Below are 12,893 nucleotides of genomic sequence, written 5' to 3'. Positions count from 1 at the left end.
CGGGCTTCCCCGGTGTCGGGGCGGGCCCGGGAGCTCCATGACGGACACTGCGCGAAGAGCGGGGAGCACGGCACCTCCTCACCACGAGGACGTGACGGTCCCGTGGCCCGCTCCGAGCCGTCCGGGACCGGGTGCGCCGACGTCCCTCACGCACAGGAGCAGGTACTCGTCGGCACCGGCCCTCGGTGGTCGGACCCGCGCGCGGCCCTCTCCGCGCGGCTGACGGCCGGCGGGCGCCCGCCGGCGATTGCTCCCCTCCCCGGAACACCGGCCGGATCCGCGGTCCCGGACCCGGTCACGAGGGCGTGACGGCGGCCGTCCGGCCCGGGCACAGGCCTGTCCGAGCCCGCCCCGGCGATGCCCGGACGGCCCTCATGAGCGACGGGAGGCACACTCATGCACGGAAGGGATCGCGGCGCGTGGCGCACGACCCCGCAGCGGACCGCGGTCCTCGACGCCCTGCGCGCCCGCGACGTCTTCGTCTCGGCGCAGAGCCTGCACGCGACTCTGGTCGCGGGCGGCACGGCGGTGGGTCTGTCCACCGTCTACCGCACGCTCCGGTTGCTGGAGGCGGCCGGGAACGTCGACGTGGTGCGGGACGGCGACGGCGAACGTCTCTACCGGCCCAGAGCGGACGACGGCCACCGCCACTACCTCGTCTGCCGGGAGTGCGGCCTCAGTCTGGCCGTCGACTCCGAGGACGTCGAGGAGTGGGTGGCGAGGATCGCGCGGGACATCGGATTCCACGCCGTGGACCACACCGTCGAACTCACGGGTGTGTGCGACGACTGCCGCCCCGGACCGACGGAGCACCGAACGGGCGTTTGACCCGCCGGTGCGCCTTCCGGTCCGTCCGCGGGCGGGCCGGGAGGCGCACCGGCGGACGTCTTACGACATGCTCAGCTCCGCCGCTCCGTCCGCCGCCAGTTCCTCGGTGACGCGTGCGGGATCGAGCACGTCCGCGGCGAAGTGCACACCGGGGGCGATCGCCCCGTCGAGCGTCCGGAGAGCGGCGACGGCCGCGAGGAACCCGCTCAGTTCGTAGGAGTCCGCGGCGCGCAGGACGAGGCTCGCGACCGGCCGGTCGTCCACGGCCCTCTCCCGGAGGTGGAACTCCTGTCCGTACCAGGCCCCGTGGCGCCGCACGTCCTCGTCGGCCGCCGCGACCAGCCCGGCGGTCTCCGCGCTGTCCAGGACCCACGCCATGGCCAGTTCCTCGGCCAGGCGCCCGCCGCCGAAGACGGTGTACCAGCGCACCTGGCCGATGCCCGTGGCGCGGGCCAGCCGGACGGCCTCGGTGGACAGGTAGGGGAAGGCGTCGACGGGGGCGGGGAAGGCGTCGAGCCGCAGCCCCCGGCGGGGTGACAGGGCGCGCTCCCGGACGCGGTCCCGCTGCCAGGCCGCCGCCGGCGTGCCGTGCTCCGGCCCCCGGCCGAGCAGTACGTCTCCGGCCGCGGCCGGCGTGAGCGGTGCGACACCGCCCAGGTAGGCGTCCAGTACCTCGGCACCGGGGGTGCGGGCGGCGAGGGCGCGGGGCAGCAGTGACGACAGGCCCGGCAGCGCGCCGGCGGACAGCACGGCCACCCGTCCGGCCGCCGACCACCGTTCGGTGCCCCCGTCGGTGGCGAGCAGGTGGTGGACCGGGTCGTCACCGGCCGCGTCGACGTAGTCGGCGCCGCCTCGCAGCGCGGACCGCGCGACCGTGTCGAGGACACGGTACGAGGGCCCCGCGCAGTTGACGACGAGCCGGCAGCCCGCCGCGAAGCGGTCCAGTGCTTCCGCGTCGGCCAGGTCGACGGCGCGGGCGCTCACGTCCGGGCCTCCTCCGGGGAGGCCCGCGATCAGCGCCTCGGCCCGGGCCCGGTTGCGGCCGGCCACCAGCAACGGGCCGGCACCCGCCCGGTGGAGCCGTCGCACGACGGCTCCACCGACCGCTCCGTAGCCGCCCAGCACGCCGACGGTTCCCGTGTGACGCACGGTTTTCCTCGTCATTTCCCACCGAACCCCTTCTTGAAAATGATAATTATTATCGCACTTATTGATCGACATACCACGGGAGAAGTGACCGACGATGTACGACGTGATCGTGGTGGGCGGAGGACCCGCGGGTCTCAACGCGGCGCTGGTCTCCGGACGTCAGCGCAGGCGGGTCCTCCTGCTGGACTCGGGCCGCCCGCGCAACGCGCCCGCGGAGCAGATGCACATGTTCCTCAGCCGGGACGGCTTCCCGCCCGCCGAGCTGCGCCGCATAGGCCGGGAACAGCTCGGCGTCTACCCGAACGTGGAGGTACGGGAGGCCGCCGTCACGGCCGCCGCCCCCGAGCCGCCGGGCTTCGCCGTGACGCTGGCCGACGGCACGGTGGAGCGCGCCCGCAAGCTGGTCCTCGCCACGGGGCAGGTCGACGTGCTCGACGAGCGGATCGGGGGACTGTCCGCGTTGTTCGGCCGGGGGGTGTACCACTGTCCGTTCTGCCACGGCTGGGAGACGAGCGGAATGAGCCTGGCCGTCCTGGGGCACGAACTGCCGCAGGTCATGCAGGCCCTCTACGTCGCCGACCGGTTCAGCGGGGACGTGATCGTGTGCACCGACGGACACCCGGTGCCCGAGCAGGCCGCGGGCCGGCTCGCCGCGGCCGGGATCGCCGTGGAGGAGACGGCCGTGACCCGCGTCGAGGGCGAGGAGGGCGCCGTCCGCCTGGTCCTGGCCGACGGGCGGGTGCTCGAACGGCAGGGCGTCTACCACCGGGCGCCCACCCGCCAGCACTCCCCGCTGGCCGAGGAGTTGGGGTGTGTGATCCTCCCGGACGGCTGTGTGCGGGTGGACGAGTTCCAGCGCACGTCCGTGTCCGGGGTGTACGCGGCCGGCGACACCGCCCGCCTGGAGGCGCTGCCGGACGCCCTCACCTTCGTGATCACCGGTGCCGCCGACGGCGCCCGGGCCGCGGTCTGGCTGGACCAGGAGCTCTTCCGCGAGGACGCCGGCCTGAACGGCTGACACCGAGGTGCGGCGGGGACGGTTCCGCCCCCGCCGCACCCTTCTCACCGGTCGTCCGGTTCACGCAGGGCGGCGGCGAGTCCGGCCACCGTGGGCTGCTCCAGGAAACGCCGGGGCGTCACCCGTCCCCGTCCCTCCCGCGCGAACGAGGCGAGCATCCGCACCGCGAGCAGCGAGTCGCCGCCGAGCGCGAAGAAGTCGGCGGTGCGCTCGTCGACCGGGCGGTCCAGCAGCTCGTGCCAGTGCGCCGCGACGGCCCGCTCCGTGTCGTCCCGGGGCGGGCCCGGCTCCGCTCCGCCGGACGCCGCCGCGGGTACGGACAGACGCCGGCCGGACGCCGGCCGGCGCGGTTCCGCCTGCTGCTCACCGTCGACCGCGTCGGGCAGTTCCACCACGGCGGCCCAGGCGTCCGGTTCGACCAGCGCCTCCACGGTGGCCATGAGGTCGGCGAACATCCGGTCGACGTCGGCTCCCGCGAACAGCTCCTCGACCAGTGAGAAGACGACCACCAGCTCCCCGCGCAGCTCGAACAGCCGTACCTCCAGGGCCACCTGGGGCGTCCGCAGCTGCTGGTGGTGGCTCAGCAGGTCGATGGCCCCGAGGGGGCCGGCCTCCTGGGGCACCTCGCTGCCCAGTGCCGCGTCCACGCCCAGGGTGGACTGGAAGACGACGGGTGCCACCGGGCGGTGGGTGCCCCGGCGGCGGCCCAGTTCGCGGGAGACCTCCACGCCGGTGATCAGGTTGTGGGCGAGCGCGTCGCCGATGTCCTGCTGCGCGCGGCCGGCGAGGTCGGCGAAGACGGGGGCCGCCGGCAGGTCGACCGGCAGGAGCATGGTGGAGGAGAAGGCTCCCACCAGGCGTGACACGTCGGGGTGGAGCGGGAGGCGGTTCAGCTGGAGGGTGTTGAGCAGGAATCGGCGGTGGCCGCAGGCCCGGGCGACGGCGGCGGCGAAGGCGGCGAACATCGCCGCGGACGGGGTCACACCGTGCTCGGTGCACAGCCGGCGCAGCCGTGACCAGCGCTCCGGGTCGAGCACCGCCTGCCGGGTGCCCATCAGGGTGGGGCGCACCTCGGCGGGGTCGGCCACCAGCGGCAGGGCCGGGGGCAGCGGGAAGCCGTCGAGACGGTCCCACCACCAGTCGCGGTCCTGCTGCCACGCCTCGGTGCCGGGCAGGTCCCGCAGGGTCGTGACGTAGTCGCCGTAGTCGATGTCCAGGGGCGCGAGGACGGCGTTGTAGTCGGAGACCAGGGCGAACAGGTCGCGGTAGAAGACGCCGGAGGACCAGCCGTCGACGATCAGCAGGCTGGTCGAGGAGTGCAGCCGGGCGCGGTCCCCGGGCATCAGCGTCAGCCGCATGTCCAGGCCGCAGCCCTGCGACGGGTCGGGGCCCTCGGTGCTCATCTCGTGGCGGATCTCCGCGAGCCGGGCCGCGGCCGTCTCCTCGTCGGCGTCGCGCAGGTCGGTGACCCGCAGCCGCGGGACCGCCTCCGGGTCGTCCAGGGGCAGGATGTGCTGCCGGCCGTCGGGCAGGATCCGCGCCCTCAGGACGGCCTGGTGCTCGGCCAGGCGCTCCAGGGCGTCCTGCAGCGCCTCGGGGGCCTCGTCGGCGTCGACGTCCTCCAGCCCGATGTCGACGTAGTGGTGGGCGGAGCGGTAGGACAGCTCCCAGGCGTCCTGCTGGCCCACGAAGTAGCCCTGCTGGAGCGGCAGCAGCGGGAACGGGGCGTCCGGGTCCTCACGCCGGCGCAGGTCCAGCGGCAGCGGGCGCAGCGCGCCGGTGCCGGTGCTGCGTTCGTGGACGAGGGCCGCGAGCTGCGCGGCGCTCTGCTCGACCCGGACGTCCGCCAGCGCCAGCGGCGTGCCCAGCCGTTTGCGGAGCATGGCGGCCATGCGGACGGCCAGGACGGAGTCGCCGCCCAGGCTCAGGAAGCTGGCGTTCGCCGGCACGGCGGCCGGGTCGGTCTCCAGGGCATCGGCCCACACGGCGCGGACGGCGTCGACCAGGTCGGCCGGTGCGGTGGTCTCGGGGGCGGGGGCTGAGGTCAACAGAGGGCTCCAGTCGGGTCGGTGGGGCGGATGACGTCGTCCACGGCGTGGATCCGTGGGAGGGGGAGGTCGGGAGGCAGCCGGTCGGCGAGCGCGGCGCGGACGCGGCCGGTGTCGGGTCGGACGCCGCGGGTCCGGACGCGTCCCGCGACGACGCGCTGGCCCGCCGCCGCGGCGAGGGGGTGCGCCGCGTGCGGCAGGACGGGCAGCGGGTCGAAGCCCGACGCGTCCAGCTGCCTCGTCCACTCCTCCGCGGTGAGGAAGACCCGGTCCTGGCCGGCGCGCAGGTCCGTGAACCAGCCCTGTTCACCGGGGGCCGGCGACATCAGCAGGTACATGGAGGTGAGCGCCTGGTAGTGCTCCTGGCACGACTCGACCAGGACCAGCAGCCCGCCGGGGACCAGCAGTTCCCGCAGGGCCGCCAGGGCACGTCCGGCGTGCCGCGCGTTGTGCAGGACGTTCGCCGCCAGGACGACGTCCTGGGATTCCGGCTCCAGGCCCTGCGCGAGCGGGTCGGTCTGGATGTCGAACAGGGCGTGCCGCAGTCCGGGACGGTCGCCGAAGACGTCCCGGGCCGCCCGCAGGAAGAACGGGGAGACGTCCGTGAACAGGTAGTCGACGGGCCCGCCGCCGAGTGCCTCCAGGACGGTGCCGGTGGTACCGCCCACCCCGGCGCCCGCTTCGAGGACGCGCAGGGGAGCCGGTGCCGTACGGCGGCGGGCCTCGTCCGCGATCAGGGACGCGGCGGCGTGGTTGGCCCAGCGGCTGGGGACGCTGTCGCGGTAGTTGCCCTGCGCGGTGCCCGTCTCCCCGCCGGGGAAGAGGACCTCCTGCAGGGACGTGCGGTCCTGGAGCAGCGGCACGAGCCGTTCGGCCGCGGCCCGGAAGAACCGGGTCATGGCGGCCGGGTAGCCCAGACCCGTACAGGCGCCGTCCAGTTCGCGCAGCGCCCGGGCGTGGTCGCGGCGGTCCGGCGCCACGAGGGAGTGGTGGCGGCCCGTCGCCGGGTCCAGGCGGAGCCGGCCCTCCGCGGTCAGGGTGCGCAGCCAGCGCCGTACGATCCACGCGTGCCGGGGTGCGACCGCCAGGGCCCCGAGGATCTCCTCGGTGGTGGGCCGGCCGCCGTCGCGCAGCAGCCGGGTCCGGTCGAGTACCCGGGCCATCGTCAGCAGTGCCGTCTCGTCGAGCTGCCGCATCAGTGCCGGAAGGGCGGCCGGATCGGTGCCGCGTACGGCGGCGTCACCGGCGTACGCGGCCCGGCTCGCGGCGCGGGCGTCGTCGTGGCCCGTACCGGTCGGCACCCTCGGGTGCGGAGGCGGGCCCGCCACCAGCAGGGCGTCCCGCGCGCCGCCGCGCACCAGCTGCCAGTCCGTCACGCCCGGGAGCCCGGTGAGGACCTCGTCGGTGAGGGCGCCGTTCACGCGCGGCCGCCGTCCACCACGGTGATCGCCGGCGGGGTCGTGCCCGGCTCGGCCCGGCGCAGGTGGTCGCGCAGCACCTCGGGCAGGCGGCGCCGCACGAACAGGGGGAACGGCTCGTGGGCGGACGGACCGGAGAACGACAACACCTCCGCGGCGGCGGGGGCGCAGTCCGCGGGCGACGCCACGGCCAGCATGCGCGGGTCGGCGGCGTCGAGCAGTACGGCGGCGTCCGCTCCCGCCAGTGCCTCGCGCAGGGCGTACGGGGTCGCCGCCCCGGGGGCGTCGTGGAGCAGGGCGTTGGGGATGCCGTGGACGACGACGGGCCTTCCGCCGAGCGCCCCGCGCAGCGCCTCCCGGACGCCGCTCCCCCGGTGTCCTTCCCAGGGTGTACGGCGCACCCGCCGGGTGCCCGGACCGCCAACGCGCAGCACGAGGTCGTAGCGGTAGCGGGTGAGTTCGGTGTCCTCGGCCATGGTGCGGGCGTGCACGCTCATCCGGACCGGCCGCGGCAGGTCCGCGAGCACGGCGGCGACGGCCGTGGGGGCGAAGGACAGTTCCTCGTCCGCCTCGGCGGCGGCCGCCGCCCTGGCGGCGATCGTCGTGTCGTCCGCCTCGGGGTCGCGCGCCCGTTCCAGCCGTCCGAAGTGGTCGAGCAGCAGGCCGGAATGCCGGATGTCCCCGACGACCACGGTGCCGCCGTCCTCGACGGCGGACAGCGCCCCGTGCAGGACGGCCGTCAGGTAGGCCAGGTCGGGGAAGCACTGGGTGACCGAGTTGAGCAGCACGCAGTCGGGGAGCGCCCCGGGGCCGAAGGCGGCGTCCATGGTGTCCCGCACCCGGGAGGCGGCCGTCTCGTGGGCGGCGGCGCGGACGAACGCGGTGCGGGGCAGGCCGGCGGCGGTGAGGCGGTCCACCGCGACCTGGGCGACGTCGGTGCCGGCGTACCCGTCCAGGTGCGGGTGCAGGCGGTGGGCGAGCAGACCGGTGCCGCAGCCGAGTTCCAGCAGCCTGCGCGGGCGCTGGGCCAGGACGAGGTCCACGGTGCGCTCCGCCCAGTCCCGCATGTGGGCCTCGGGCAGCGGTGCCCCGGTGTCGGAGGCCCGCCATCCGGACAGGTCGAGGTCGTCGGCGTGCCGCCCCTCGGCGGTCTCGTACGTCCACTCGTAGACCTCGGCCCACTGTTCGAGGTGCTCGCGCATCAGGGGGCCGGGTTCGGGTGCGGCGGTCACGGCGTCCGGGTGGGGGACGACGTGGACGCCGCCGTCGGACGTGGGGCGGGCCCGGGCCACCCAGGGATGGGCGGCCAGTGACTCCGCGATCCGGCCGGTGTGTTCAGCCGTCGTGTGGTCGGACACCGAGGTGCTCCGTTCTGTCGTCGTGGGGGTGGTCGGAGGGCGTGGTCGGTCGCGGGACCAGCCGGTGCCCGGTCAGGTGGAGGACGCGGTCGGCGCGGGCGGCCGTGCCGGCGTCGTGCGTCACGGTCAGGACGGCGGGCCCGCTCTCCCGCAGCCGGTCCAGCAGGTCGAGGACGAGTCGCGCCGAGTCGGGGTCCAGGCCCGCGGTGGGTTCGTCCAGCAGCAGCGCGTCGGGCTTGGCGGCGAGCGCCCGGGCGAGGACGACCCGGCGGCGCTGGCCGCCGGAGAGCGCCGCCGGTCTGCGGCCGGCCAGTCCGGCGGGGAGTCCCACGGCTTCGAGGAGTTCCCGTGCGCGTTCCCGCCCCGCCGCCGCGGTGGTCTTGTGGAACACCTTCAGCGGCCGGGCCACCGCCCGGCCCGCGGTGTGCGCCGGGTTGAGTTCCCCCACCGTGTCCTGTCCGGCCAGCTGGACGGCGCGCAGCATCCACCGGTCGCGCGAGCGGGTCCCGGCGGGCAGGGGGTGTCCGTGCAGGAGCAGGTGTCCGCCGGCCGGTGGGCGACGGCCCGCGAGTGCGTGCAGCAGGGTCGTCTTGCCGCTGCCCGACGGCCCGGTGACGGCCAGCCAGCCGCCCGCCGGCAGGTCCAGGTCGGTGGGGTCGAGCAACGGTGTGCCGTCCGGGGTGCGCAGGGTCAGGCCCCGCGCCGACAGCACGACGGCCGGAGACCGGGCGGGGCCCGCAGTGCGGGGCGGCGCGGGGCCGGTGACCGGGCCGCGCCGCTCCCTTTCCGGGGAGCGCGGCGTCCGTCCCCGTACGGCGCCGGCCGCTCGCGCCGTGGCCCATGTGAGGGTGGCCGGGCCCGCTTCCGCTTCCGCTTCCGCTTCTGCTTCCGGGGAGCACGGTATCCGTCCCCGTACGATGCCGGCCGCTCGTGCCGTGGCCCGTGCGGGGTCGTCCGTGCGGGGGCCCGGGTCCGCCGCCGCGGCGAGCACCAGGGTCCGGTCGGCCAGTTCCGCGGCCAGCCGGGCGTCGTGGGTGACCAGGACGACGCACCGGCCGGGAACTCCCCGGCCGGACCGCACCACTTCGGCCACCAGGCCGGCCGTCGCGCGGTCCAGTGCCGAGGTCGGCTCGTCGAGGACGAGCAGTTCCGGATCGGCGCACAGGGCCCGGGCCAGGGCGACCCGTTGGGCCTGTCCGCCCGAGAGTTCCCCCGCCCGGCGGGAGGCGAGCCGGGGCGGGAGGCCCAGGCGGTGCATCAGTTCCCCGACCCGCCGGCCGCGGGCGGCGGCGTCACCGGTGAACTCCTCGCCGATCAGCCGGTCCACGCGCCACAGCGGGTGGAGGGCCGCGCCCGGGTCCTGCGCCAGCCAGCCGCACCGGGCGCGCCGCCACCGCCCGGCCGCCCGGCCCTGCGGCACCGTCTCCCCGCGCCAGCGCACGGTGCCCGCCGCGCGGTGCAGTCCGTCCGGGAGGACGTCGAGCAGGGCGCGCAGCAGCGTGGACTTGCCGGCACCGGACGCTCCGGTGACGGCCAGCACCTGCCCCGGGCCGACGCGGAGGTCGACCGGCGGCAGGACGACGGCTCCGTCGAGGGCACGGCGGACGGTCAGGCCCTCGACGGCCAGCAGCGGGGCGTGGGCGGGAGACGGCTCGTCGTGGGCGCGGATCGTCATACCGCCTCCCCCGGAGTCCGGGCGGCCGTCCGGGCGGCCGCGGCGAACACCCAGGCGCAGCCCGCCAGGGGGACCGCGGGAGCCAGCAGCGCCCAGGGGTTGAGCGCGGCGCCGGGCAGGTTCTCGCTCAGCATCAGGGCCCAGTCGGGGTCCGGGGGCTGGGGTCCCAGGCCGAGCACGGCGAGGGCCGCGGCGATCTGCAGCGCCGTGACGAGCCGGAGCCCGGCGTCGGCGGCCACCAGGCGACGCAGGGCGGGCAGCACCTCGTGGAACAGGACGGCGGGTGTGCGCTCGCCGCGCTCGACGGCGGCGTGCACGTGCCCGCTGTCGCGCAGCTGCGCGCACTGCGTGCCGACGACCCGTGCGGCGAGCGGGGCTCCCGCGAGCACGGCCGCCACGACGACCGCCGTGGCACCCGGCAGGGCGGTGGCCAGCACCAGCGCCAGGACCAGGGCGGGGACGGCCAGCAGCAGGTCGCACAGGGCCCGTACGGCGCGGGAGACACGGCCCCCCGACCAGCCCGCGGCCAGTCCGAGGCCCGTGCCGCAGGCGACCGCGGTGATCGCGGCGGTCAGGGACACCGCCAGGAGCTGGGTGCCCCCGGCCAGGACCCGGGACAGCACGTCACGCCCCAGGACGTCGGTGCCCAGCGGGTGCTGTCCGCCCGGCGGCGCCCAGGGTGCGGCGACCGTGCGCTCCGGTGGGTGCGGAGCGGCGTACCGGGCGAGCGGCACGCACACCAGCAGGACGAGGGCCGCGGTCACGGACAGCCTGGGATGGACGGCTCCGGGGAGGAGACGCGGGGATCGGCCGGTCATACGGCCCTCCCCGGTACAGGTCCCGGCCCCGGCCCCGAGGGACCGGTGTCCCCCACGTGGCCGGGCACCGTGGTGCGACGGGCGGCCAGGTCGGCCAGGAGCATGCCCAGCAGCAGGACGACGGCCGGGAGGAGGGCCGCGGCCTGGATCACGGGAACGTCCCGCACCGCGACGGCGGACACCAGCAGCTGCCCGGTGCCCGGATAGCCGAACAGCGTCTCCACCAGGGCGGTGCCCGCCACGAGACCGCCGGACAGCAGGGCCGTCACCTGGAGCGCCGGCGCGGACAGGAAGGGCAGGACGTGCCGGTGCAGCACGAGCGGGGCGGGCAGGCCGCGCAGCCGCGCGTCGGCCACGTGCGGGCGGCGCAGGGTGTCGGCCAGCACCCCGCGCAGCAGGGCGGTGGCGAACGCGGCCGACGGCAGCGCAAGGGTGAGCGCGGGCAGCACCAGGAGCCGGGGGTCCGCCAGGGGGGAACCGCCGGGCGGCAGCAGGGACACGGGAGGCAGCCAGCCCAGCAGTCCCGCCAGGACCGCGCCGAGCACCGCCGCGTAGACCGGCTGCGGCACGGCGGCCAGTCCGGTGGCGGCCGTGCCGCCCCGGCCGCCGCGCAGGTACGTCACGGTCAGGGCCGTCGCGGTGAGCAGCACGGTGACCGCGAGCGTCACCACGACCAGGACGGCGGTGGCGGGCAGCCGCTCGGCGAACAGCGCCGCCACCGGTCTGCCGCCCGCCAGCGAGCGTCCCAGGTCTCCCCGGACCATGCCGTACAGCCAGTCGAGGTAGCGCACCGCGGCCGGCCGGTCCAGTCCGAGGCGCTCCCGCGCCGCCGCGACGTCCTCCGCGGACGCCCGGCCGGCCGTCCTCAGCTCCCCGGCGTCCCCGGGGAGCAGTTCGGTGGCCGCGAAGACCACGGCCGTGGCGGCGACGGCCAGGGCGGCGGCCCGGCCGGCCGGGCGCAGGGCGCGGCCGGCAGCGCGCAGTGTCACTTGGCCATCCACACCTGGTCGATGAACATGCGTTGGAACCCGGGCCCGTCGGGCAGTCCGCGCACTCCGGGCGCGGCGAGGTCCAGGCCGTCCCCGGTGCCCCAGACGACGTAGCCGCCGTCCTTCCACAGCTCGCGCTGGATGCCGGAGAGCAGTTCCTCGCGCCGCGCGTCGTCCGCGGTCGACATGGCGCGGGCGAAGCCGTCGTCGAAGGTCTCGCTGCGCCAGGCGGTCTCGTTGGTCGGGGAGTCGGACAGCAGCCCGACACGGACGAGGTCGGGGAAGGAGATGCCGCCGTAGTAGCCGGTGTAGAACGCCTTCTTGGCGTAGACGGCGGTCCAGTAGGTGTCCGCCGGCTCGACCTTCACCTCCGCGTCGACGCCGATGTCGGCGAGCTGCTGGGCGTAGAGGGTGGCCGCGGTGTCCATGCCGGGGTAGGAGGTGGTGGTGTGCAGGGTGACGGACAGTCCGTCGGCGTGGCCGGCCTCGGCCAGCAGCCTCTTTGCCTTCGCCACGTCGCGGGTGCGCTGCGGCAGGTCCCCCGGGGCCGAGGGGTCGTAGGGGGTGGGAAGGTCGTTGGCGACCTTGCCGTAGCCGAGGAACACGGTGTCGACCAGGGCCTTGCGGTCGGCGGCGAGGCGGAACGCCTCGCGGACCCGGGGGTCGTCGAACGGCGCGGTGTCCAGGCGCATGACGAACGGGTACTCGGTGACCCCGTCGCGCCGGACGACCTGGGTCCGCGCCGAGGATCCGGCGCTCTTGACGGCGGCGGGGCTGACGCTGCCGGCGACGTCGGCCTGCCCGGAGGCGACGGCGTCGGCCCGTGCCTGCGGGTCGGCGACTGCCTGGATCTCGATCCGGTCCAGGTGCGGGCGCTCGCCCCACCACGTGTCGTTGCGGGTCAGGACCGTGGTCTGGGCGCCGGTCCGCTCCACCCGGTAGGGGCCCGAGCCGGTGGCGGGGCGGGAGAAGTCCTCGGTGCCCTCGGGCACGACGAAGGTGACGGATTCCAGGGCCCGGGGCGCGTCGGCCATCGGGGCGCGGGTGGCCAGGACGACGGTGTGCTCGTCGGGGGCGGTGGACTTCGCCATGTCGAAGTCGGCGAGCCGGCCGTAGTTCTCGGCGGCCTTCTCGCCGATACGGCTCAGGGAGTACAGCACGTCGGCGGCGCGCACCGGCGTGCCGTCGGTGAAGCGGGCCTCCTCGCGCAGGGTGAGGGTCCAGCGGTCCATGGCGCCGTTGGGTTTCCACGACGTGGCGAGTCGCGGCCGGGTCTTCCCGTCCTCGCCGGGGACTGTCAGGACGTCGTAGGTCAGGGCGAAGCGCAGCACGTCGGACTCGTTGCCGAGGCCGCCGTGCGGGTCGTCGCTTGCGGTGGCCGGGGAGCCGGCGACGGCGTACCGCAGGGTGCCGCCGTCGACGGGCGCGCCGGTGCGGGCGGGCGGGGTGTCGGCGGCGGGTGTGCCGGAGCAGGCGCTCAGCAGCAGGGCGCCGGCCGCCGCGAGGGCGGTGAGGGCGGATCTGCGGGAGAGGGTGGCACGGGATGACGGGTGCTGGTGCATGGTTGCTTTCCGCGAGGGGTTCGGATGTCG

General features: G+C 76.1%; 10 protein-coding genes. 2 read left to right on the top strand and 8 right to left on the bottom strand.

What is annotated here, in order from left to right; translation table 11 throughout:
• The first annotated feature begins 396 nt into the window (after window positions 1-396).
• Window positions 397-828 carry a Fur family transcriptional regulator gene (locus tag ACFV5H_RS11020; protein ID WP_385194144.1) on the top strand — a complete coding sequence of 144 codons (432 nt, stop codon included), beginning with the start codon at window positions 397-399 and terminating at the stop codon, window positions 826-828.
• 60 nt (window positions 829-888) lie between these two features.
• On the opposite strand, the gene ACFV5H_RS11015 is transcribed toward ACFV5H_RS11020, so the two are convergent.
• Complete coding sequence (locus tag ACFV5H_RS11015) at window positions 889-1,977, bottom strand: saccharopine dehydrogenase NADP-binding domain-containing protein (protein ID WP_385194142.1); 1,089 nt, start codon at window positions 1,975-1,977, stop codon at window positions 889-891.
• Between the two features lie 94 nt (window positions 1,978-2,071).
• On the opposite strand from ACFV5H_RS11015, the gene ACFV5H_RS11010 reads away from it, so the two are divergent.
• On the top strand, window positions 2,072-2,995 hold the full coding sequence (locus ACFV5H_RS11010; protein WP_383348348.1) for an NAD(P)/FAD-dependent oxidoreductase: 924 nt from the start codon (window positions 2,072-2,074) through the stop codon (window positions 2,993-2,995).
• A gap of 44 nt (window positions 2,996-3,039) precedes the next feature.
• Here ACFV5H_RS11010 and ACFV5H_RS11005 read toward each other — a convergent pair whose 3' ends face one another.
• The 7 genes from ACFV5H_RS11005 to ACFV5H_RS10975 are packed head-to-tail and all read right to left on the bottom strand — an operon-like array spanning window position 3,040 to window position 12,863.
• Window positions 3,040-5,043: a condensation domain-containing protein gene (locus ACFV5H_RS11005; protein WP_385194140.1), complete on the bottom strand. Its 2,004-nt coding sequence runs from the start codon at window positions 5,041-5,043 to the stop codon at window positions 3,040-3,042.
• Window positions 5,040-6,464, bottom strand: coding sequence for a class I SAM-dependent methyltransferase (locus ACFV5H_RS11000; protein WP_385194138.1), 1,425 nt, complete (start codon window positions 6,462-6,464; stop codon window positions 5,040-5,042). The genes ACFV5H_RS11005 and ACFV5H_RS11000 overlap by 4 nt, the downstream gene beginning before the upstream one ends.
• A complete protein-coding gene (locus ACFV5H_RS10995) occupies window positions 6,461-7,819 on the bottom strand; it encodes a class I SAM-dependent methyltransferase (RefSeq protein ID WP_385194136.1) in 1,359 nt (452 codons plus the stop codon). The genes ACFV5H_RS11000 and ACFV5H_RS10995 overlap by 4 nt, the downstream gene beginning before the upstream one ends.
• Window positions 7,797-9,494, bottom strand: coding sequence for an ABC transporter ATP-binding protein (locus ACFV5H_RS10990; RefSeq protein WP_385194133.1), 1,698 nt, complete (start codon window positions 9,492-9,494; stop codon window positions 7,797-7,799). The genes ACFV5H_RS10995 and ACFV5H_RS10990 overlap by 23 nt, the downstream gene beginning before the upstream one ends.
• Window positions 9,491-10,312, bottom strand: coding sequence for an ABC transporter permease (locus ACFV5H_RS10985; protein WP_385194130.1), 822 nt, complete (start codon window positions 10,310-10,312; stop codon window positions 9,491-9,493). Before ACFV5H_RS10985 ends, ACFV5H_RS10990 begins: the two co-directional genes overlap by 4 nt.
• Entirely contained in the window at window positions 10,309-11,301 is a 993-nt protein-coding gene (locus ACFV5H_RS10980) for an ABC transporter permease (RefSeq protein WP_385194127.1), read from the bottom strand. The genes ACFV5H_RS10985 and ACFV5H_RS10980 overlap by 4 nt, the downstream gene beginning before the upstream one ends.
• Window positions 11,298-12,863: an ABC transporter substrate-binding protein gene (locus tag ACFV5H_RS10975; RefSeq protein WP_385054508.1), complete on the bottom strand. Its 1,566-nt coding sequence runs from the start codon at window positions 12,861-12,863 to the stop codon at window positions 11,298-11,300. The genes ACFV5H_RS10980 and ACFV5H_RS10975 overlap by 4 nt, the downstream gene beginning before the upstream one ends.
• Window positions 12,864-12,893 lie beyond the last annotated feature (30 nt).

Source organism: Streptomyces sp. NPDC059787 (assembly GCF_042732315.1).
GTDB classification, from domain to species: Bacteria; Actinomycetota; Actinomycetes; order Streptomycetales; family Streptomycetaceae; genus Streptomyces; species Streptomyces atrovirens.
Note: the sequence above shows the minus strand (reverse complement) of the source record. Positions and strands in the feature narration are given on the sequence as shown.

What these genes read in the sequence shown, in the direction of transcription:
- ACFV5H_RS11020 (WP_385194144.1), top strand. Translation starts at nt 397, where the DNA reads ATGCACGGAAGGGATCGCGGCGCGTGGCGCACGACCCCGCAGCGGACC.
- ACFV5H_RS11010 (WP_383348348.1), top strand. Translation starts at nt 2,072, where the DNA reads ATGTACGACGTGATCGTGGTGGGCGGAGGACCCGCGGGTCTCAACGCG.
- ACFV5H_RS10990 (WP_385194133.1), bottom strand. Translation starts at nt 9,494, where the DNA reads ATGACGATCCGCGCCCACGACGAGCCGTCTCCCGCCCACGCCCCGCTG.
- ACFV5H_RS10985 (WP_385194130.1), bottom strand. Translation starts at nt 10,312, where the DNA reads ATGACCGGCCGATCCCCGCGTCTCCTCCCCGGAGCCGTCCATCCCAGG.
- ACFV5H_RS10975 (WP_385054508.1), bottom strand. Translation starts at nt 12,863, where the DNA reads ATGCACCAGCACCCGTCATCCCGTGCCACCCTCTCCCGCAGATCCGCC.